Annotated in this window: 21 protein-coding genes; 5 read left to right on the top strand and 16 right to left on the bottom strand. The window is 68.8% G+C overall.

All coding sequences use genetic code 11. The features are described from left to right. Nucleotides 1–134 precede the first annotated feature (134 nt). Nucleotides 135–995, top strand: a complete 861-nt coding sequence (locus IF11_RS0108510) for a helix-turn-helix domain-containing protein (RefSeq protein ID WP_030350856.1) — start codon at nucleotides 135–137, stop codon at nucleotides 993–995. Nucleotides 996–1001: 6 nt separating this feature from the next. Further along, nucleotides 1002–1790 (top strand): SAM-dependent methyltransferase, encoded by a 789-nt coding sequence (locus IF11_RS0108505; protein ID WP_030350855.1) that lies wholly within the window; start codon nucleotides 1002–1004, stop codon nucleotides 1788–1790. A 196-nt stretch (nucleotides 1791–1986) separates the two neighbouring features. On the opposite strand, the gene IF11_RS0108500 is transcribed toward IF11_RS0108505, so the two are convergent. The 8 genes from IF11_RS0108500 to IF11_RS0108465 all read right to left on the bottom strand — a co-directional run bounded on the left by IF11_RS0108500 (nucleotide 1987) and on the right by IF11_RS0108465 (nucleotide 10968). Then, nucleotides 1987–2478 carry a molybdopterin-dependent oxidoreductase gene (locus IF11_RS0108500; RefSeq protein WP_030350854.1) on the bottom strand — a complete coding sequence of 164 codons (492 nt, stop codon included), beginning with the start codon at nucleotides 2476–2478 and terminating at the stop codon, nucleotides 1987–1989. Nucleotides 2479–2752: 274 nt separating this feature from the next. Further along, on the bottom strand, nucleotides 2753–4207 hold the full coding sequence (locus tag IF11_RS0108495) for a flotillin family protein (RefSeq protein ID WP_030350853.1): 1455 nt from the start codon (nucleotides 4205–4207) through the stop codon (nucleotides 2753–2755). 141 nt (nucleotides 4208–4348) lie between these two features. Next, nucleotides 4349–4864: a hypothetical protein gene (locus IF11_RS0108490; RefSeq protein ID WP_030350852.1), complete on the bottom strand. Its 516-nt coding sequence runs from the start codon at nucleotides 4862–4864 to the stop codon at nucleotides 4349–4351. A 224-nt stretch (nucleotides 4865–5088) separates the two neighbouring features. After that, nucleotides 5089–6204, bottom strand: coding sequence for a PucR family transcriptional regulator (locus IF11_RS0108485; protein ID WP_030350851.1), 1116 nt, complete (start codon nucleotides 6202–6204; stop codon nucleotides 5089–5091). Between the two features lie 100 nt (nucleotides 6205–6304). Then, nucleotides 6305–7501 carry a Gfo/Idh/MocA family protein gene (locus IF11_RS0108480; RefSeq protein ID WP_030350850.1) on the bottom strand — a complete coding sequence of 399 codons (1197 nt, stop codon included), beginning with the start codon at nucleotides 7499–7501 and terminating at the stop codon, nucleotides 6305–6307. Between the two features lie 17 nt (nucleotides 7502–7518). Next, complete coding sequence (locus IF11_RS0108475) at nucleotides 7519–8982, bottom strand: ABC transporter substrate-binding protein (protein ID WP_078490558.1); 1464 nt, start codon at nucleotides 8980–8982, stop codon at nucleotides 7519–7521. Nucleotides 8983–8999: 17 nt separating this feature from the next. After that, complete coding sequence (locus IF11_RS0108470; RefSeq protein ID WP_030350848.1) at nucleotides 9000–9947, bottom strand: carbohydrate ABC transporter permease; 948 nt, start codon at nucleotides 9945–9947, stop codon at nucleotides 9000–9002. A gap of 112 nt (nucleotides 9948–10059) precedes the next feature. Further along, complete coding sequence (locus IF11_RS0108465; protein ID WP_030350847.1) at nucleotides 10060–10968, bottom strand: carbohydrate ABC transporter permease; 909 nt, start codon at nucleotides 10966–10968, stop codon at nucleotides 10060–10062. Between the two features lie 278 nt (nucleotides 10969–11246). Between IF11_RS0108465 and IF11_RS0108460 the strand changes: the two genes are divergently transcribed. Beyond that, nucleotides 11247–12446, top strand: a complete 1200-nt coding sequence (locus IF11_RS0108460) for an ROK family transcriptional regulator (RefSeq protein WP_030350846.1) — start codon at nucleotides 11247–11249, stop codon at nucleotides 12444–12446. 104 nt (nucleotides 12447–12550) lie between these two features. Here IF11_RS0108460 and IF11_RS0108455 read toward each other — a convergent pair whose 3' ends face one another. The 4 genes from IF11_RS0108455 to IF11_RS0108440 all read right to left on the bottom strand — a co-directional run bounded on the left by IF11_RS0108455 (nucleotide 12551) and on the right by IF11_RS0108440 (nucleotide 15389). After that, a complete protein-coding gene (locus tag IF11_RS0108455) occupies nucleotides 12551–13777 on the bottom strand; it encodes a protein-L-isoaspartate O-methyltransferase family protein (protein ID WP_051745703.1) in 1227 nt (408 codons plus the stop codon). A 39-nt stretch (nucleotides 13778–13816) separates the two neighbouring features. Continuing rightward, entirely contained in the window at nucleotides 13817–13951 is a 135-nt protein-coding gene (locus tag IF11_RS42690; RefSeq protein ID WP_276311310.1) for a hypothetical protein, read from the bottom strand. A 379-nt stretch (nucleotides 13952–14330) separates the two neighbouring features. Next, on the bottom strand, nucleotides 14331–14531 hold the full coding sequence (locus tag IF11_RS0108445) for a DUF397 domain-containing protein (RefSeq protein WP_030350844.1): 201 nt from the start codon (nucleotides 14529–14531) through the stop codon (nucleotides 14331–14333). A 9-nt stretch (nucleotides 14532–14540) separates the two neighbouring features. Continuing rightward, nucleotides 14541–15389 (bottom strand): helix-turn-helix domain-containing protein, encoded by an 849-nt coding sequence (locus IF11_RS0108440; RefSeq protein WP_030350843.1) that lies wholly within the window; start codon nucleotides 15387–15389, stop codon nucleotides 14541–14543. Nucleotides 15390–15636: 247 nt separating this feature from the next. Between IF11_RS0108440 and IF11_RS0108435 the strand changes: the two genes are divergently transcribed. Both IF11_RS0108435 and IF11_RS0108430 read left to right on the top strand, forming a co-directional pair. Then, nucleotides 15637–16140, top strand: a complete 504-nt coding sequence (locus tag IF11_RS0108435; RefSeq protein ID WP_030350842.1) for an ATP-binding protein — start codon at nucleotides 15637–15639, stop codon at nucleotides 16138–16140. Then, on the top strand, nucleotides 16128–16388 hold the full coding sequence (locus tag IF11_RS0108430; protein ID WP_133243281.1) for a hypothetical protein: 261 nt from the start codon (nucleotides 16128–16130) through the stop codon (nucleotides 16386–16388). The genes IF11_RS0108435 and IF11_RS0108430 overlap by 13 nt, the downstream gene beginning before the upstream one ends. 585 nt (nucleotides 16389–16973) lie before the next feature. On the opposite strand, the gene IF11_RS0108425 is transcribed toward IF11_RS0108430, so the two are convergent. From IF11_RS0108425 to IF11_RS0108410, 4 genes are all read right to left on the bottom strand, one after another. Next, the gene (locus IF11_RS0108425) at nucleotides 16974–17540 is read right to left on the bottom strand and encodes a signal peptidase I (RefSeq protein ID WP_030350840.1); all 567 of its coding nucleotides are present in this window, start codon (nucleotides 17538–17540) and stop codon (nucleotides 16974–16976) included. Beyond that, nucleotides 17537–18124 (bottom strand): hypothetical protein, encoded by a 588-nt coding sequence (locus IF11_RS0108420; RefSeq protein ID WP_030350839.1) that lies wholly within the window; start codon nucleotides 18122–18124, stop codon nucleotides 17537–17539. Before IF11_RS0108420 ends, IF11_RS0108425 begins: the two co-directional genes overlap by 4 nt. A 996-nt stretch (nucleotides 18125–19120) precedes the next feature. Further along, entirely contained in the window at nucleotides 19121–19930 is an 810-nt protein-coding gene (locus IF11_RS0108415; RefSeq protein WP_240627757.1) for a hypothetical protein, read from the bottom strand. 54 nt (nucleotides 19931–19984) lie between these two features. Continuing rightward, the gene (locus IF11_RS0108410) at nucleotides 19985–20602 is read right to left on the bottom strand and encodes a GOLPH3/VPS74 family protein (protein WP_030350837.1); all 618 of its coding nucleotides are present in this window, start codon (nucleotides 20600–20602) and stop codon (nucleotides 19985–19987) included. Nucleotides 20603–20632: the final 30 nt, after the last annotated feature.

Below are 20632 nucleotides of genomic sequence, written 5' to 3'. Positions count from 1 at the left end.
GATATCCACGCCGACGCTGCGGGTTCATCTTGCCGCCCGGCCGGAACCGCGACCTCCGTCCACGCCGACGCCCCCGTGTGCGTGTTCGGGTCGCTGTGGCAAACTGCCCGCATGCTGGTGGCAGGGGGTGGGGTGTGAGCGAGCCTCGGTCTGCCCCGACGATCGGGCAACTCGTCCTGAGCAAACAGCTCCAGGGGCTGCGCGAGAGAGCCGGCCTCAGCCGCGACCGGGCCGCCAAACTGCTGCATGTCGCCCCCGCGACGATACGGCGCATGGAGATGGCCGAGGTCGCGCTCAAGGTCCCGTACGTACAGCTGCTGCTGCCCGCGTACGGCGTGACCGGCGACGAGGCCACCGCGTTTCTCCAGCTGGTCGACGAGGCCAACAAGCCCGGCTGGTGGCAGCGCTTCCACGACGTTCTGCCGGATTGGTTCGGCGGCCATGTCAGCCTGGAGGAAGCGGCCAAGACCATACGGTGCTACGAGCCGCATTTCGTGCCGGGCCTTCTCCAGACCGAGGATTACGCACGCGCGATCCTGACCTACGGCGAGGTCGGCCGGAACGACCCGGCGCGCATAGAACGCCATGTGGCGCTGCGCCTGGAGCGCCAGTCGCTGCTGACCAGGCCGGACGCCCCGGTCTTCTGGGTCGTCATGGACGAGACGGTCCTGCACCGCCCCGTCGGCTCGTCCGCCGTGATGCGCGCCCAGATAGACCGGCTGCTGGCGGCGGCCGAGCTGCCGAATGTGACGCTTCAGATAGCCGAGTTCGCCGCCGGGCATCACCCCGGCACCTACAGCCCCTTCGTGCTGTTCCGCTTCGCTATACCCGAATTGCCCGATATGGTCATCGTCGAATATCTGACCGGTGCCCTCTATATCGACAACACCGGTGAGGTCGCGGAGCACATGGAGGCGATGGACCGCATGGTGGCTCACGCGGAATCCGCGCGCCGCACCAAACAAATCCTCGCCGATTTCCGTAAGGAACTGTGAACCGAGATGACGGCAGGCACACCCAAGCCCCAGGTCGACACCAGCAAGCCCCACCCGGCGCGGGTGTACGACTACCTGCTGGGCGGTAAGGACAACTACCCGGTCGACCGGGAGATAGGGCAGCAGCTGCCCGAGGACTCCCGGCGCGACTCCCGGCTGAACCGCGCGTTCATGCACCGCGCCGCGGCCTGGGTGGCGCAGAGCGGTATCGACCAGTACCTCGACATCGGTACGGGCATCCCGACCGAGCCGAACCTCCACCAGATCGTCCAGAAGATCGCGCCGGCCTCGCGCGTCGTCTACACGGACAACGACCCGATCGTGCTGCGTCACGCCGAGGCCCTGCTGATCAGCACGCCCGAGGGTGCCACCGACTACATCGAGGCGGATGTCCGCCGGCCGCACGAGATCCTCGAACACGCCCGTGGCTTCCTGGACTTCAGCAGGCCCGTCGCCCTGTCGCTGATCGCCCTGATGCACTTCATCCCGGACGAGGACGATCCGTACGGCATCACCCGCACGCTGGTGGACGCGCTGCCGTCCGGCAGTGTCTTCGTCTTCTCGCAGGGCACCGCGGACTTCCAGCCGCAGAACCTGGTGGGCAAGGTCACCAACACGTACGGCAAGGGCGGCATCCCGCTCAGGCTGCGCACGCGCGCCGAGGTCCTGCGGTTCTTCGACGGGCTGGACCTGGTGGACCCGGGGCTGGTGACGGCCCCGAAGTGGTTCAAGGGGACACCGGCGCCCGAGGACGAGCAGAGCTCCTTCTACGTGGGCGCGGCCAGGGTCCGCTGAGGTCCGGGGGCCGCTGAGGTCCGAGGGCCGCTGTGGTCCAGGGTCCGCTGAGGTCCGGGGGCCGCTGAGGCCCGGGGCCCGCTGAGATCCAGGGTCCGCTGAGGCCCGGGGCCCGCTGAGATCCAGGGTTCGCTGAGGTCCGGGGGGCGTCGTCCGTCCGGGGGACGTCGTCCGTCCGGGCGCTCCGACTCCCGGCTCAGGCCAGCGCGCCCACCCATACGCTGGTGATCGCGCTGATGTAGCGCGCCCCGCAGCGGTCCGTGGGCACCACCAGCTGACTGCCCGCCGACTCCAGGCTGCGCCCGTCCATGGCCGTGGCGAGCAGGATCGGTACGTTGCCGAAGTCGGCGTCGATCTCCGCCCAGGAGAGCACCGTATGGTGCCCGTCCCCGCCGGTGACGGCGAGCAGGAAGCGGGACCTGTCCTTGCGCCGGCGGGCGTCGAAGACCGGCTTCGCGTCGTCGACCACCTCCCGGAGCAGCGGGCCCTCGAAGGTGTGGTGCCGCGGCCCGCTGGTGGCGCAGTCGAAGACCACCTCGGCGCGGTGCTGCTCCCAGCGCTCACGCAGATCGGCGACGGTCAGCGAGGCCGGGCACGCGACCTCTCCGCGGAGGGTGAAAGCGGTACGCGCCGGGGCGGTCGTGCTCGGCGGGGTGGGCGTGCCTGGCGCCGGGCTGGGTCGGCTCATCAGATTCCCCCTCGGGAGGTCCGCTGAGAGGTCCGCGTGGCGGCTGCACACTGGTGATGCCCCGCCGACTCGCCGGGGAATCGCGGATACGAGCCAACAGCGCTTCTTTGCCTTGCCTTTATGAGGCAGTACCCGCACTTGGACTGGCAAGTGCGGACGTGCCGAGCAAAGTTGGCAGGGCGGGGAACGCCGAGGGCCCGGTCGGCTTCCCCGCCGACCGGGCCCTCGCTGTGGCTGAGACAGCTCGTTCAGACAGCTCGTTCAGACAGCCCGCTCAGTCCGTGACCTCGATCTGACCGTTGACCTTGGCGCCGTCCGCCGTCTTCGCCTCCACGGCCGCCGACGCGCCCGCGCCCCCGGTCTTGCCCCCGGCGATGCCCTTCAGCAGCTCGGCCAGGTCGACTCCGGTGGTGGAGCTGAGCAGTTCGACGCCCTGCGCGACATTGTCGGCGACGGTACGTGCCAACTGCCCCGCGCCGTCCGTCGAGATCACCGTCATCTTGTCCACCGCGCTCAGCGGCTCGGACGCCTTCGCGACGACCGACGGCAGCACCTCGACCAGCATCTGGAGGACGGCCGCGTCCCCGTACCGCGCGAACGCGTCGGCCTTCTTGTGCATCGCGTCCGCCTCCGCGGCACCCTTGGCGCCGATCGCGGCGGCCTCCGCCTCGCCCTCGATCCGTACGGCGGCGGCGAGCGCGGCGCGGTGCGCCTTCTCGCCCTCACCGGTGAGCCGGGACCGCTCGGCGTCCGCCTCGGCCTGCTTGACCAGCGCGATCCGCCGGGCCTCGGCCTCCTGCTCGGCCTGGTACCGCGCGGCGTCCGCGGGCTTACGTACCTTGGTGTCCAGCTCGCGGTCGGTCAGCGCGGCCTGCCGCTGGGCGACCTTCTCCTGCTCCATGAGCACGTCCTGCTCACGCGCCGCCTGCGCCAGCGGCCCCGCCGCCGCGGCGCGCGCCGCCGCCTCGTCCGTCTCGGCCTTGATCTCGGCCTGCTTCAGATAGAAGGTCCGCTGGGCGATCGCGATCTCTTCCTCGGCCTTGAGCCGTGCCTGCTCGGCGGCGCGGCGCGCCACCGCCTCGGCGATGTCGGCCTCCTGCTTGGCACGCGCGGCCTCGGGCCGGCCGAGGTCCTCCAGATACGAGCCCTCGGTGGTGATGTCCTGGATCTGGAAGGCGTCCAGCACGAGGCCCTGCCCGGAGAGGCTGGCCTCGGCCTCCTCCGCGACCTGTCCGGCGAAGGCCGCGCGGTCGCGGATGATGTCCTCGACCGACATCCGGCCGACGATGGAGCGCAGCGCGCCCGAGAGCACTTCCTGGGTGAAGCCGACGATGCCGCCCTGCTGCTGGAGGAAGCGCTGGGCCGCGGCCCGGATGGAGTCCTCGGTGCCGCCGACCTTGACGATGGCGACGCCTTCGAGGTTCGCCTTCACCCCGCGCAGGGTGACCGCGCCGCGCACGGCCACCGGGATGTGCCGGCTGGACAGGTCCAGCGTGAACTTCTGCTGTACGAACGGGACGACGAAGACGCCGCCGCCGACCACGACCTTCTGGCCGCTGGTGTCCATGGACACCCGGCCGGTGGTCGGATCGGTCGACTGCTTGCCGCGTCGGCCGGTGACGATGAACGCCTGGCTGGGCCCGGCGACCTTGTAGCGCGTGATGACAGCGAGGGCCAGCAGGACGACGAGTGCGACGACCCCCACCACGGCGATGAGAAGTGGACTCATGGTGCTCTCTCCCTTGCCTCCCGAAGGGACGGCAAATTAAGGCGATTGGGGCGATTAAGGCGATAGACAAGGACGGGCGGGTCGGCGATGCGCGAGTTGGCGATGCCTGAGTTGGCGATGCGTGAGTTGGCGATGCGCGGGTCAGCGCTGGACGGGACGCACCAGGACCGAGGTCGACGAGAGCGTCTCCTCCACCCAGATCTCGGCGCCGTTCGCCACGGGCTGCGCGCTCTTCGCGGAGTACTTCACCGGCTGGCCGCCGAGCCGCAGCAGGACCTCGCCGTAGCCGCCGGCCGGAATCGCGGTGACCACCGTGCCCGCCGAGCCCACGAGATCGTCGCCCCGCGGGGTGACGGCGGTCTGATCACGCATCAGCGCCTTGCTGAACTTCCAGGTCAGCCACCCGGCACCGAACCCGGCCGCCACCCCCGTGACAGCGGCCGGACCCGTGCCGAGCTGGGTGGTGCCCAGCACGATCGCGCCGCCGAAGCCCAGCATCGAGATGAACCCGGCGATCACCGGCAGCGAGAGCAGCCCGTCGAACAGCCCGTTCAGCACCCCGACCCCGTCGAAGAGCCCTTCGAGAATGCCGTCGAAGATGAGCGACAGGACGAGCAGCACGATCCCCGCGATGCCGAGACCGAGAAACAAGGTCATCGGATCCATCGGTTCCCCCCTCCCCCTCTGCCGCTGATTTCCTCGGCAGGCCCCCATGGTCCCATCTTTGTCCGGAACCGGACATTGCCGTTTTCCGGCAGTCTTAACGCGTTCTTAATGCCGACAGTCGAAGGTCTCCCGGCCGAAGGTGTCCAGCCGAAGGTCTCCCGGTTCGGAAGGCTTCCGGTTCGGAAGGCTTCCGGTCCGTCGAACAGCCTTCCGGCTCAGAAGGACTTCGCCGGCCAGTCCATGAGCCTGGCCCCGATCACAGCGGTTTGCAAGGTGTAGCGATGCACCGGATCGGCGGGATCGGCGCCGGTGAGTTTATGGATCCTCTCCAGCCGGTACGTCAGGGCCCGCACGCTCAGCGAGAGCCGCCGTGCCGCCTCCGCCGCCACACAGCCGGCGTCGAAGTAGACGCTGAGGGTCTCGATCAGCGGCTCGGCGCCACCGCGCGCCGCCTCCAGCGGGCCGAGCGCGCTGAGGACGAGTTCCGTCATGGCCTGCCGGTCCCGGGTGAGGACCGGATAGACGAGCAGCTCGGCCGCGTGCAGGACGGGACCGTCCAGGTCGAGCCGCTCGGCGAGGTCGAGTACGTTCAGCGCTTCCTCGTACGACTGCACGACCCCGCCCACCCCGGGGCGCGGCCGGCCGATGGCGACCCGGCCGCCGTCCGTGGCCGCGAACGCCTGCTTGGCGAAGTAGGCGAGGACCTCGCCCTGGTCGCCCGGCGCGATACAGACGAGCCGGCCCGCCTTCGTCGTGAGCAGCACGCTGCGATCGCCGAACCGGCCGATCAGCGCCTGCTCCACCGAGCGCGGAACGGCGTCCTCCTCGTCGTACGCGACGAAGCCCTCGGCCACCGCCACGGCATGCTCGTACGAGAGCCGCAGCCCGAACCGCTCGGCCCGCTCGGCCAGCCGCCCCAGATCGCTGCGCCCGTACAGCAGGTCGTCGATGAACTCCCGGCGGGCGGCGACCTCCTGCCGTACGGCGAGGCGCTGGGCCCGTTCGTACCCCTCGGCGAACGCGTCCACGGCCTGCTCGATGGCGGCGAGCACGCTGTCGGTGGTGCTGGTGCTGGTGCTGGTGCCGGTGCTGGTACCGGTGCCGGTGCTGGCGTTGCTGGGGGAGGTGGTGACGGGCCAGTGGATACGGGCCGCGGCGAGATGCGCGCCGACCAGGGCGCGCAGCCCGAAGCCGGCCTCCGCGGCCCGTTCCCCCAGCTCCCGGCGGGCCAGCAGCTCGTCACGGGTGAGCCGGCGGCCCGTCGAGGCGACCGCCGCCAGGATGCGGGCGTACCCGTCCAGATACTCGTCGGGTATCCCGTTCCCTGTCACGCCTGTCACGCCTGCCCCTGCCGTCCTTCGGCGCACGGATGTCGCGCGCCCCCACCATGGTGCACGGGCCGGCGTGCGCCGGAGTCCGCGGACGTACGGGCTACTCCGGCGCGTCCCCGAAGTCCGGGATCTCCAGCCGCTCCCCGCCCTTCAGCGCCGAGTCGTGCGCGACGATGCCCGGCAGGGTGTAGCGCGCCGCGACCCACGCGTTGACCGGCGGAAGCGTGCCCGTATTGACCGCCGTGACGAAGTCGTCCGCGAGGAAGTGGTGGCTTCCCTCGTGCCCGTTGGAGACATGGGCGAACTCCGCCGGGAGGCGCGAGCGGTCATGCACCGGCGCCGAGCCGGAGGTGAACGCGTCCCGCAGCGCCGGGGCCACATGCCGGAGGGACGGGTCGTCGGGCGACAGGGTCGGCTTCGGCTGAAGGTGGTCCGTTACGTCCTGTACACCCTCCTTGTCCTGCCAGAAGCTGACGGTGGCGAGCTGTTCGAGGCTTGCCTCCGTACCGAAGAACCGGAACCGCGATTCCCGGATGTGCGAGGGATAGCCCACCCGCCGGAACTCGTTGGTACGGAACGATCCGCCGCCCGCGACCTCGAACAGCGCCGTGGCATTGGAGAAGTCATTGCCGAACTGGCTGATGTCCTTGTCGAAGACCCCGTCCCCCCGGTCGTCCGTGACCCCGATCGCGGACACGCTCACCGCGTGCGTCCGCCAGGCACCGAGCACCCCGCCGACCGAGTGCGTCGGGTACAGCAGCGGCGGATAGCTGGCGGTGGACTTCCACTCCTCGCCGCCGCTGTACTGGTACGCCTCGTAGAAGCCGAGGTCCATGTCGTGGACGTAGTCGCCCTCGGCGTAGAAGAGCCGGCCGAAGGCGCCTTCGGCGATCCGGTCGCGGGCGTAGACGGTGGCGGGGTTGTACTGGCTGGTCTCGCCCATCATGTACGTCAGCCCGGTCTCCCGTACGGCGTCGATGATGGCCGCGATCTCGTCGCGGGTCACCGCCATCGGCACCGCCGAGTAGACGTGCTTGCCCGCGCGCAGGGCCTTGACGACGAGCGGGCCGTGCGTCCAGCGCTGGGTGAAGATGGCGACCGCGTCGACGTCCGAGTCGAGCACGGCCTCGAAGGAGGGGAGGGTCCCCGCGAGGTCGTAATCGGCGGCGAGCCGGTCGGCCCGCTCAGGGAGCAGGTCGGTCGCGAAGATGTCGCCGACGCCCGGGTGGAGCCGCCAGAGCTTCGCGAACTGCCCGGCGAACTGCCCGGCGCCGACGATGCCAAGGGAGAAGGACATGAAACACCTTTCTTATGTCAATCGCCTTGCGAGAGAATGAGGTTGATCTGCCGGTTGGTCGTGGTGAGGCTGCCCACGGGTCTGCCGTTCGCGTACACGTCCTGCATGGCGGGCTTCATGAGAGCCGCCACATCCGCCGCGTAGTCGGTGATCGGAAACGGGAACGTCGTCCCGTCGGCGACGGGCTTGGTGAAGGCCGTGACGTCGATGCCGTCCTTCTCGTAGGCGGCGATGGCCGCCGCCGTTCCGGCCTCGGTGGCGGGGAAGACGACGCCCTGTTTCCCGACGGTCGTCTGACAGGCGTCGGAGGCCAGATAGGCCACCCACTTCTGGGCGGCGGGCTTGTCCGCCGCGCGCTTGGTGAGGGAGTCGGCGAGGCCGTTCATCATGGTGGCGCGCTTGCCGGAGGGGCCGACGGGGGTCAGCGCGGTCCCGGCGTCGAGGCCCTTCATCCCGTAGAACGTCTTGGCCATCCACGAGCCGTGCAGCGCGATCGCCGCCGAGCCCGAACCGACCTGGACCTCTGGGCCGTTGGACTGCGAGAAGTTCTTGAAGGGGGCCAGATACCCCTTCTCGGCGAGGCCGAAGTACCAGTCGATCGTGGACTGGAAGGACTTCTGGTCGTAGTTGTAGTGCCGCCCCCATGCCTTCTGGTCGGTGTACTTCCAGCCGGCCGAGCCGGTGAAGGCGCTCCACTGGGTCTGCCCGTCGGCCTCGCCCGCGTCATTGGTGGCCAGCCCGTAGATCTTGACGTCGTTCTTGTCGAACCCGGGCTCGTCACCCCGGCGTCCCTTGGAATCGACGGTGAGACGGGCGATGGCCTTCTCGAACGTCCCGCCGTCCTGCGGGTTCCAGGCGAGGCTGTTGAGGGTATCGGCGGAGATCCCCGCCGAGTCGGTCATCTTCTTGTTGTAGAACATGGCGATGGTGTCCCAGTCCTTCGGGGCGCCATAGCGATGACCGTCCTGCCCCTTCCAGGACGCGGCCAGGCCCGCCTGGTAGTCGGAGTCCTTGATCCCGGCGGTCGCGGGCAGCTCGTCGAGCGGCGCGAGCACGTCGAGATCGACGAACTGCGCGAACTTGGTGATGTGGTCGGTGAAGACATCCGGCTCGGTGCCCGCGATCATGCTCGCGGTGAGCTTGGTCCAGTAGTTCTCCCAGCCGAGCTGGGTGATCTCGACCTTGACGCCCGGGTTCCGCTCCTCGAATGCCTTGGCGCACGCCTGGTATCCGGGCAGCTGGTTGGCGTCCCAGAGCCAGTATGTGACGGTACGGGACGATGACGAGGCGGACGACGAGCCCTGCCCGCCGCACCCGGCGGTGAGGAGGGAGAGCGCGACCGTACCGGCCAGGGCGGCGACGACATGGGACCGGACATGAGGCCCGGCATGGGACCGGACATGAGGCCCGGCATGGGACCGGACATGAGACCCGGCATGGGACCGGACATGAGACCCGGCATGGGACCCGCGTTTACGCATAACGGCTACCCGCCTCCTTACTTGAGCCCGCTGAAGCCGATGGAGTTGACGATCCGCCGGGCGAAGACGCCGAACAGCACGAGCATCGGCAGCGCGGCGACCAGGGTGGCGGCCATCAGCCCGGCCCAGTCCGTACCGGACTGCGGGGTCTGCGACCGGAAGATGGAGAGCGCGACGGTCAGCACCCGCGAGCTGTCGCTGTACGACACCATCAGCGGCCAGAAGTAGTCGTTCCACGCCGTGATGTACGTAAGGACACCCAGGGTGATCAGCGGCGCGGACGCCATGGGCAGGGAGAGCCGGAAGAAGATCCGCACCTTGCCCGCGCCGTCCAGCAGGGCGGCCTCCTCCATCTCCAGGGGCAGGTTCATGAAGAACTGCCGGAGGAAGAAGACCGCGAACGGCGTCATGAACATGGTCGGCAGAGCGATCCCCAGCAGGGAGTCCACCAGACCGAGTTCCTTGATCAGGACGAAGTTCGGCAGCAGGGTGAAGATCGTCGGCACCATCAGCCCGGCGAGGAACAGCCCGAACACCCGGTCCCGCCCGCGCCAGCGAAGCCGCGCGAAGGCGTAGGCGGCCATGGCCGAGAAGAGCACCTGGCAGACCGTCACCAGGGTCGCGACGAAGGTGGAGTTGAGCAGATAGCGCCAGAAGTTAAGGGAGCCGCCCGCACCGCCCTGGGCGAGGGCCTCCTCCGTGCTCTGGAGACCGAAGACGCGCGCGAAGCCACCCCAGCTGAAGCCGACGGGGAGGGGCGAGGACGGGTCGCTGGTGAGCGCCGTATTGGAGGACAGCGCGGTACGTACGATCCAGTAGAACGGCAGCAGGGTGATGAGGACGATCGCGACCATCACCGCCCAGGCCACCACCCGGCCGAACGACGGACGGCGCCGGACGCGCTTGCCGGGCGCCGTCACCGGGGTGTCGGGGCTCTCGGCGCGCGCGGTGGTCAGTACAGCCATGGCGTATCTCCTTTCCTTTCTCGTTCGACCGGTAGGTAGGCAGGCAGGCAGGCAGGTAGGTAGGCAGGTAGGTAGACAGGCAGGCAGGTAGGCAGGTTGGCAGGCCGGGCCATCAGCCGAGGTCCGTCTCGCCGGCCCTGGTCAGCCGGTACTGGACGATGGTGATCACGCTCAGTACGGCGAGCAGCGCGACGGACATCGCGGACGCGTAACCGAACTGGAACCGCCCGAATGCCGAGCCGTAGATGTACAGCTGGAGCACATTGCTGGCATTGGCCGGACCGCCGGGACCGGGGGTGGCCACCGCCACGGTGTCGAAGACCTGGAACGACCCGATGACCGTCATGATCAGTACGACCGCGAGCACCGGCCGCAGCAGCGGCAGCGAGATCCGCCAGAACATCCGCAGCTCACCAGCGCCGTCCACCCGCGCGGCCTCGTACACATCGCCGGGTATCGCCTGGAGCCCGGCGAAGAGCAGCAGCGCCGTATAGCCGACATGCCGCCATACGTTGATCAGCGCGACGCTCGGGATCACCCACTCGTTGCTGGCGAGGAAGGCGACGTGGTCGAAGCCCAGCGCCCCCAGGATCTCGTTGCCGATACCGAGCTGGGTGTCCAGGATCCACAGGAAGACGACACCGGCGACGACGTTCGAGACGAGATACGGCGTGAGCACGATGCCGCGCAGGAGCGACGAGGTGGTCAGCCGCTGCATGAGGACGGCGATGCACAGGGCCGCGACCGTCTGTACGCCGATGTTGATGACGACGTATTCGATGGTGACGCGCAACGACCCCCAGAAGATGGGGTCGTTGACCATCCGCCGGTAGTTGTCCAGGCCCACCCACTCGGCGGGCGTGAGCAGGTTGTACCGCGTGAAGCTGAGATAGATGCCGCGCAGGGTGGGCCAGAGCAGGAAGACCAGGAAACCGGCCATGGCCGGCGCGATGAAGATCGCCGCGAGGAGACCGTCCCCGCGTGGCTTTGTTCTTGGCGTGCTGCTTGAGGCGACAGCCATCAGAGACTCCCTTGTCCATGACTCGTCCTCGGGTGCAGTTACTTTTGACCTGAAAGAATCGTCGCGTCAAGGGGTGTGCGTGAACTGGCCCCCGGGGTGATTGGGTGGCTCGTGGCGCTGAAGGGGAGCGCTCTTTCTTCTGATGTGAAATAAAATGAGCGGAGGGGAGCGGCTGATCCTGGATACGATGAGCCGGAACCGGGAGCACCGCCATGGCCATGAACGCAGTCGTGAACGCAGGGGACGCAGGGGACGCAAGGGACGCAGGGGATACGCGCATGTCGGCCGCCAGTTGGGCACCACTGACCCCCGCCGAACGCGCGGTGGCGATCGAGGTGCTGACGCACGGCCCCATCTCGCGCACGGAGATCGCCAGAAGGCTCGATCTGTCGGCCGGCAGCCTCACCCGGCTGACAAAACCGCTGATCGAGTCGGGCCTGCTGATCGAGGGTCCGGCGCCTGTGACGACGGCCGCCGCGCGGCAGGGCAGGCCCTCGCAGCCGCTGGACATCGTGGCCGATTCCCGCTACTTCGCGGGGTTCAAGATCACGGCTGACGCGGTCTACGGCGTCGTCACGACGCTCAAGAGCGACATCGTGGCCGACCGGACCGTCCCCCTCCACACGCACGACCCGGACCAGGTCGCCGACCTGCTGCACACGATGACCGAGGAGTTCACCGCCGCGTTTCCGCGGCTGTCCGGGATCGGGGTCGGGGTCGGCGGTCATCTCGACAGCCGGGCGGGGGACAGCGGTGCGGGCGGCACACCGGCGGGCGGTGGTCGCGCGGGCACGGTCTCGTCCCCCTTCCTGGGCTGGCGGTCCGTCCCCTTCGCCGACCTCCTCGCACAGCGCACGGGCCTCCCCGTCGTGGTCGAGAACGATGTCGCGGCGCTGATCGAGGCCGAGGCGTGGTTCGGCGCGGGACGCGGTCTCGACCGCTTCGCGGTCCTCACCATCGGCGCCGGAATCGGCTACGGCCTGGTCATCGGCGGCCAGTTGGTACGTACGCCCGAGAGCGACCACGGCATCGGCCCGCGCTGGATCGTCAGCCAGAACGGCCCGCTCACCCCGGACGGTGACCGTGGCAGCGTGGTTTCCTTCCTCGCCATCCCCAGCATCCGCTACCAGGTCAGGGCCGCCACCGGCCGCGACCACACCTACGACGAGATCCTCGCCCTGGCCGCGGCCGGCGACCCGATGCCGGCCCGCGTCCTGGACGAGGCGGCGCGCGCCCTCGGGACGGTGGTGGCACAGATCGCCAACTTCGCGATGCCGCAGAAGATCCTGCTGGCCGGGGAGGGAGTCGGTCTGGTGGACGTGGCGGGCCCGGCCATCGAGGAGGCCATCCGCGCGAACCGCGATCCGTTCGCGGCGCCGGTCCCGCTGGAGACCAAGATCTCCGACTTCAACGACTGGGCGCGCGGGGCGGCGGTGCTGGCGATCCAGATTCTGGTGCTGGGCAGACCGGAGGTGTGAGGCGCTGGGTGGTGAGGTCTCACTTGCAGACGGGGCAGCTCACCTTCTTGCGCGCACCGTCCTGGTGCTCGTAGACCCATCCCTTGCCGTGACAGGTGCCGCAGTCAGCCAAGGGAAGCTCCCACCGTCGTTGCCGTGTCCGCTGATTTGTCCGCTGATTTGTCGGCTGGATTGTCGAGAGTGTGGGCGGCGGGTACGGAGGGATCGTCGATCCACACGTACTGCCGCTGGGGTGTGACGGTGAAGCCGATACGGTCCAGCCCCGGGCGGCCGTGTCGTGTCCAGGCGCGGTGGACGGACTCGGCCTCGTCCCACAGATCACGCGGCCCGGTCTGCGTCAGCCGGCCGCCGTCCTCGACGGTGGCGCGGGAGACCCCGTCGGTCAGCAGCACGCTCCCGGAACCGTTCACCCAGGGCTCATCCCCGACGAGGGAGGCGAGCAGGACCTGAAGGCCGGGGGCGGGGGCGGGGTGGAGCAGGGATTCGGTGCCGGAGTCGGAGCCGGGGGCCGAGTCCAGGGTGCGGACGCGGGGGTGGGTGTCGGTGCCGGTTGTGTCCGCGTCTGCGGGCTGCGCCTGCGCCTGCGGCAGCCGCTCTGAACGCAGAGGCATGTACGAGCACTCCTCCCCGAACCGGCCGGTGGCCGAGCCGTCCTCGTGGACGGTGAGACGCAGGAGTCGGCCGATGGGCGGGTTGTACGGGAGCACGATGTGCCCGCCAGGACGGGTGTGCTCCACCCATACGTACGGGATGTCCGTGACGCCACAGGTGACATGCACGCGGTCGAACAGTCCGTCGGACTCGCCGTCCGAGCTGGGGAGTTCGGTGGCCGCGTCACCGGTGACGATGGCGGGGTGCAGGCCGCAGCGGGCGAGGTTTTCGGTGGCGGTCCGCGCCAGATCGGGGTCGATCTCGACCGTGGTGACCAGGGCGTCGTCCCCGGCGAGGTACGCGCACAGCCCGGAGGTCCAACCCGTACCACCCCCGACATCGAGCACCCGGTCCCCGGGCCGCACCGCGAGATGACGTAACCCGGCGGTCACGAGGAGAGGACTGGAGGCGGCACAGCTCGGCGCGGTCGAGGGGGCGGCGGCGTTGGCCGGAGTGAGCTCGGTCCGGCCGCCGTCGAGCTGAGTGACGATCACGGTGTCGGAGTACACGGCCCGCCACCAGCGGTCGGGGTCACGGTGCTGATCGATCCAGTACCCGGAGGCAGCGGCGGGAGGGGTTCCGGCGCCTTGGGGCACGGCCCAGGCCAGGGCCGGAATGAACTCGTGCCGGGGTACGCGGATCAAGGCGTCGGCGAGGGCGTCGGGTTGGGGCGGGGGCATGGCGATCCTTTCGGTCGGGGATGGTGCAGGGCGTGGGCATCAGTGCGGTGGCGGGTCCCCGAAGATCCTTCGGAACAGCTCGGCTTCGTCGGGAACGGCCGGGGACGCGTCCGGGCGCGGGTCGGCCATGGGAACGAGCAGTGTCCCGCCCACCCCGAACATGTCGATCAGCATGGACAAACGCTGCCGCGCCTCACTGCCCGTCGTACGGCTGGGTGGTTTTGGTGGGGGCGGGGGTGGGGCCATGGTCGTGGTGCCCTTCTCCTCAGCGCGCGATGCGGGGGCAGAGTTGTCCCCTGCCCGCACGCCGGCATGACGAGCGGCGGGCGGGGGACAACCCTTCGGGACTCTCCCCAATGGGGCGCGGGACGGGGAGAGTTGCGCCGGTCAGGGCGATGTCCTGCCGAGGGACGACCCTGGATCGGCGACGCACAGCGACCGTAGCGTCACATCTAGGTGAGGCGCAACAGTGGTCCGTCCCAGAGTTGCGCCCTTGTATGCCGTACGCCCCCCACCTGCGAAGAGGTGAGGGGCGTATGGGTGCGGACGTTCGTCAGATCAGGTGATCGAACTCTCCTGCCTTGACGCCGAGGAGGAAGGCGCGCAGCTTCTCGGGGCTCGTTGTGACGACGGTGTCCGGGGCGTCGCTCTCCCGCATCTTGATCTGCCCGTCGACGCTGGCCAGTTCGACGCAGTTCGGATTGTTGTCACCGCCCGAGAAGGAGGACTTCTGCCATTCAATGTGGTTGGTCATGCCGCTCACTCACATTTCTTGTGCGATGCGTTGGATGAATTTGCTCGACTCGGCGGCACTGAGTGAGATCGCCTCGACTGCCTCGATAAGCGCCCGGTACTTGACGAGTTGAGCCTCGGCGTCCAGATAGTCGGCGTCGAACGCGCTGTCGATCTGGACGGTGTCCAGTTGCGGTATCACGGCGCCCGCGTAGAGCATCGAGTGGACCGAGCAGGTGATCCGCGCATCGAAGGGGATGATGCGGATCGTCACACTCGGCCAGAGCGAGACCTCATGCAGGAAATCCATCTGCGCCCGCATGACTTCGGCGGAGCAGTACCTCATGCGAAGTGCTGCCTCGTGGATGAGCGCCTCGAACTTCGGCGGGTTCGGGCGGTCGAAGATCTCGCGACGCCTCATGCGATGCTCTACGCGCGCGTTGACCTCGGAGGCCTGAAAGCTGGTCACGCCGCTCGCGATCAGCTCGCGAGCGTATTCGGCCGTCTGGAAAATCCCTGGCACGTAGAGCATTTGAACGGCACGCATATAGGTCGCATGGTGTTCCAGCTCTGACTGGTCCAGGAAGCCTGGTGGGAGAATTCCTCGGTAATCCTCCCACCATCCTTTTCCGCGCTCCTCCGCCATACTTGCGAGCGCGTCGACGAGGTGCTTGTCCGTTGCCGAGCAGTGGGTGGCGATTCGGCGGACTCGCTCCGCGCTCACTCCGTACCGGCCCGATTCCAGGTGGCTGACCTGGGCCCGTTCGCCACCCAGGAACGCCGCAACCGCGCTTCCGGACATACCGGCTCGCTCTCGCAGCTTTCTCAACTCAGCACCCAGTCGCTTCTGGCGGGCGGTCGGGTAAGCCCTTGGCGGCATGAACCTCTCCCTCTCTGGTCACAACGAGTGTGCCGCCCCACAGTGCCATGGGTCCACCCATATGAGTGCGACATGCGTCCCACTGTTGCGCCGTACCTATGTTGCGCCCTACGGTCCGTGGTGCGACGCAACGTGCCATTCGGCCCGAAGTGCAGTCACTCGCATGCCCGTTGAGGGGTCGCGGGCGGCCAAGGACACGGGCTGTCGCCCAAGCACCGCCGCCACGTCCGCGTTGGGAGACGACGACATGACCACCGTGACCGCCACCGCAACCCCCGTACCCCCGCCACCCCAGGGCGCCGAGACCTACCGGCTGGCTCTGCCCAGCACGGCGACCGCGCCCAGGATCGCGCGTGACTTCGTCACGTCGCTTCTCGGGCTCAGCCGGCACCGCAACCTCGTCGATGACGCGCGCCTCTGTGTGACCGAGGTGGTCACCAACGCGCACCGGCACACCCGTACACCCCTGATCCGCGTCCGCGTGACGGTCAACCGCAAACAGGTCACCGTCTCCGTCTCGGACGACAAACCGTGGGCGCTGCCCACGCCCGTCACGCCCACCGCACGCACCGCGCCGGGCGCGGTCCGCGCGGGGGGCGAACAGGATTCGGGGCGTGGGCTCGTCCTCGTGGAGAGCCTGGCCCTCGCGTGGGGGTCGACCATCTACGGGGGATGCTCACCCAGTCACAAGACCGTCTGGTTCACGTTGTCCGAGGCCAGTAACGAGGTGGCCGGTCGATGGAACCAGTAACAGACCCTGCTCTGTGGGGTGTTGTGTCGATCGCGATGAGCGCGATCGTGCTGGCGGTGGGGGTGCTGTACGCGGTGATGCCGACGGCGGACAGTGCCGTGCCACCTGTCCCGCTCGACGCGGAAGAGGGCTACACGTACACCTGCTACTGCTGCCCGGACCCGGTACGGGTCACGATCCGCGCGCCGCAGGCGCACTTGGTGGGGCGCGCTCCTGGTGGACGGCGTGAGGTCAGAGCCGAGGGGTAGTCGGGGTCACCCCGAACCCGTCATGGCGGGTGGGGGCCGCCCCTCGGGCTTCAGTTTCGCGGTTCCGGGTCGGGCGTCAAGGGCGCTCCTTCGTCGCGTCGGCTGCGCCGATTGCGCTTCGCTCCACCCTTGACTCCCGTCCCTCCACCGCAAGTGCAGCTTTGTGGAGGGGCGGCCCGGGGGGAGGGGTCCCCGGGGAGGCTCCCTTGTTCCTGGGGTCCGTTCCCGGCCTCCTGGCCGGTGGGTGGGGCGCGGCAGTGGAGTGGGGCGGCCTGGCACCGGCTTAGCGGGCATGAGTGGGCGGGTAGTTGGGATTCATGCCCCGCTGGTGCCGGTCCGTTGCCGACTGCGCCTGCAATCTGACCCGTATATTCCAGTTTGCCCAAGCGTTCCGGGGCTCTTCCGGCCGGTCATGCGTCCTGGGTTCAGTTGACCGGGCCCCAGGACACACCACGGCCTCTCGCCGGCCCACTTGCCGTCTCGCCCGTCACACGCACCCCACCGGCGGGGCCGCCCGGCGGCCGGTGACGATGACCCGGGGCCGTCGTCCAGGCGTGTCACGCGTGGTTCAGGAAGCCACCGGGGCTACTTGTGTTGGCTGCGGCTGTGCAGTGGCAGAGCGGCAAGCGCGAGCAGAATGGCAAGTCCGAGCAGCACGATCGCCTCGGGCACGAGTTGCTTGGCGCGCCAGAGCTGGGCCGGCAGCCCGATCCAGGGCACGCGCAATCGTGCTACGCCTTGGAGTGCCGTGGGCCGTACCGGTGTGGAGTCCGGGGTGGAGTTGGCGTCACCTTTGGTGATCAGGTCGTTGTTGGGAAGTACCTGGTAGACCCGATGGGTGAGCAGATGGCTGGATCGGGTGGGGTCCTGGGTCAGCACGATTTGGCCCACCGCCGGTGTGCGGTCGCGCTGTGGTGGCTGGTAGAGAACGACGTCGCCCGGCATGAGGGCGGGACGCATGGAGCCGGACTGCACCACGCCCGCCGTCCAGCCCAGCGCCACCACGGGCAAGTGCGCCCACACCAGCAGCCCAACCATCGAGCCGAGCACGGTACGTGAGATGACGACGGTGACCACGCGGATCGGGTGCGGGGCGCCCTTGGCGGTGGGCTGGAGGAGCGCGCCGGCGGCCAGGTCACGTGGGAGAGTCACGTGTGTTCCCGTGCTTCCCAGGTGAAGATCACCTCGTTGGTGTTCACGCCCTGCGAGCTGTTGGGTGCGCTCGGGCTGAATTTCCACGAGAAGCGGAAGCTCAGCGAGTTGGGTGGCTTGCCGGACAGGGGCCAGGGACCCACGCCGGTGCGGAAGTCGGTGTGCAGGGCGACGAACTTGTCCAGGGTGCCGTCGAACGCGGTCCTGTGCCGAGTGAAGCCGTCGCAGTCCCCGAAGGTGCCGCCGCTGCCTACATCGATTTTGAGGTCGATGAAGGATTGGTAGTTGCTGGGCCAGTTCTGTGAGCTGCTGAACAACTTGAGCGCGGTGGGGACGTCGGCGTTCGACTTGATCTCGATGCAGTTGGAGCCTGTGTCGCCGGGTCGCATCTTCTCGATGTCGAACATGGGCACCTTGCTGTCGTTGGCCAGCCCCGCCGAGCCGGCGGTCCACGTGTTGCCGCTGTTGCTGCTGGTCCCACTCCAGTCGGCGTTGGTGGCACCCCAGACCAGAGCACCGCTGAGCAGTAATCCGAGAGGAACAGGCACTACCTGTGCCAGCACGTTCAGCCAGGGACGCGCCATCCACCCACTCCGATCAGTTCCATCGCTTTTGCGGCATATTGTCTCCTCCTTCTGTCTCACCTGCGGCGGCGCCGCTCCGTGTCGCGATCCGGGTCTGATGCGGGCTCGATTTCCCTGAAGCCAGGACTCTGCCTTGCTCAGAGGCGGAACAGGGTCAGGCTGTGGGTCTGGCCGCCGCGTCCGTGATCGTTTGATCGACTCCCGGATCAGCGTCCTCGACCAGCAGGCGGACGAACCCTCGGCTGCCGCACCCGCGACCGGTTCAAAGAGGAACGGCCGCCTGGCGGGCGCCGGCGACCTTCTCCTGCACACGATCTCTGACTTGCACGGCTTCGCCTCTCTGAAGTGCGAAACCCGCCGCACATCCGCTCTGAGCGCGGGTCGCACTGTCATGACATCGCGACTGATGACCACCAGCGACCGCTGTCGGCCGAACGACGTAACGCAGTCCACGTTGGCCAACCAGCACCGCTCGAAATGGCCGACGTCGCTGACCACACCCCGCTCGCCTGCGGCGTTCCACGCGTGATGTGTTCAGTGGCGTGGGCGGCTGAACCAGGCACACTGACAACCCGGTGTCTGAGGTGGTGAGGGCTCATGCCGAGTGGCAGAAGCCCTCACCGAAGAGCGGGGTCAGGTCACCCCGCGGCATTCACGCGGTCAGCCGCGGCCGTCGCATGCCTTGCAGTCGCCGCTGCCTCGGCAGCTGTCGCACTTCCACACACCTCGGTAGCCGGATCCGTCACAGGTGGTGCACTTTCCCTTGCCGTCGCAGCGCTGGCACTTGTTCCCTGGACACGTGCACTGTTTCGCTGACGCCGGCTCAGGCATTCCAGGCCAGGGTCTGGGTGGTGCCCGATGGCGCAGCACAGTGGGGGTATCGCGAGCACTCTCCGACACTGCATGTGCAGAACGACGGCACTCCGGTGTGGGCCGACGAGGCGTGACGGCCAGGCCCCGTCCGGTCGCACGGCAACTGGCCGGCGACTGCGCGGGTCAGGTTGGCCGAGGGCCGTACAGGCGCTTCGCCCGCGCGGTGCGCCGTCGCCTGCGCCCGTGCCATCGCACCCCGAAGTACACGCCGGGCAGCAGCGCCGCCCAGACCGCCACCAGGACGAGCCATCCACGGTCCTCATGGCCCGGGCCGATCGAGGCGAAGGCTCCCGCGATGCCCGCCGGAACCACGGCGACGGCCGCCCACAACGTGCACATGCCGAAGAACCAGAAGCCGTAGGGCGGTCCGTGCTCGGCCACCTTGCGGGCGCGGGCGAGCAGTACGACTCCCAGGTAGAGGAGGTAGCAGGCGAGGGTCAAGGAGACCGCGGCCAGTCCCGCCTGCCACTCGGGCTCGCTCTCCGGGCTGTCCCCGGACTGCTGGGTGACGCCGTCGCGGCTGAGAGCGGTGGCGTAGTCGCGCCACATGGTGACGGTGACCTCGTCACCCGGCTTCAGCCGCTTGAAGAGCGGCTCGTCCGCCCCCAGGTCCACGTCGTCGGGGACCCCCGCCGGACCGTCGAGTCGCACCTCGTATTTCGGGTTCTTGCCGCCCGTCCGCTCCGTGCTCCGGACGGTGGCGCTCTTCGCGTGGAAACAGTCGGTCCGTGAACCCCCGTCCGTGCACGTGTGGGCCGAGCGGAAAGCCCGGACCGTACCGACAGCCTCGGGTACCGACGCCGCGAAACCGGCCACCGCGAGCAACAGAACCAGGGCGCCGAGCAGCGAACCGATCCCCCACACCCGCCGCCACCGCGCCCGACGAGGCACGGAAGTCTTTGAGCCGCCGAGCGGTGGTATTCCGGAGTCCACCCCACAAGGCTACGGGGCAGGCGCGCTCAGGAAACACGCCTGCCCGTCGATTCGTCAGTTGCCTCGCCAGATGTTGTCGAAGGCCGCCTGCTCGATGGATCGCCGCTGCCGTACGGCCTCCAGTTCGATCAACGCCTCGTTGACCGCGACGATGACGGTCTCGGTCGCGTCGTCGGTAGTGCCCGGAGCCTCTTCCGTTTCCCTGTCTCCCTTGTCGCGGATGGGGATTCCGACGGCCGTCGCGAGCGCGGTGAGGACGGGCTCGTGCGATGCCCAGCGGTCCGCCGCCCGGCGGCGGTCGGGCGTATCGGCCGGCACCGTCCGGCCGGTCCGGAACGGCAGCCGGCGGCGACGCTGTCGCGTGAGTTGTCCATCCGCCTCAAGGGCCGTCAGATAGGCCGGGGCCAGGCCGCGGCCTCTGCGCCACAGCCAGTCGGCGACCGTCTCGTACGGGGGTTCCCGGGTGAGCGACGTCGCGGCCTGGTCCAGCAGGCGATCAGCCAGGGCCGGCCGGTGGGCGGGCACGATCCGGTCGTCCTCCAGCCTGATGGCCTCGGCGGTCAGGAGGTCGATCAACTCGGCTCCGGCCAGCGCGAGCGACAGCTCACCCGCCACAGGTGGACTGGGTGCCACGTCCATAGCGGTGATCATCAAGTCCCGGGGTGTGGTCACGGCGGCTCCACTTCACTGGCGTCGACAGAC

Source organism: Streptomyces scopuliridis RB72 (genome assembly GCF_000718095.1).
Lineage (GTDB): Bacteria > Actinomycetota > Actinomycetes > Streptomycetales > Streptomycetaceae > Streptomyces > Streptomyces scopuliridis.
The sequence above is the reverse complement of the archived record's forward strand: the minus strand, read 5'-3'. Positions and strand labels throughout refer to the sequence as shown.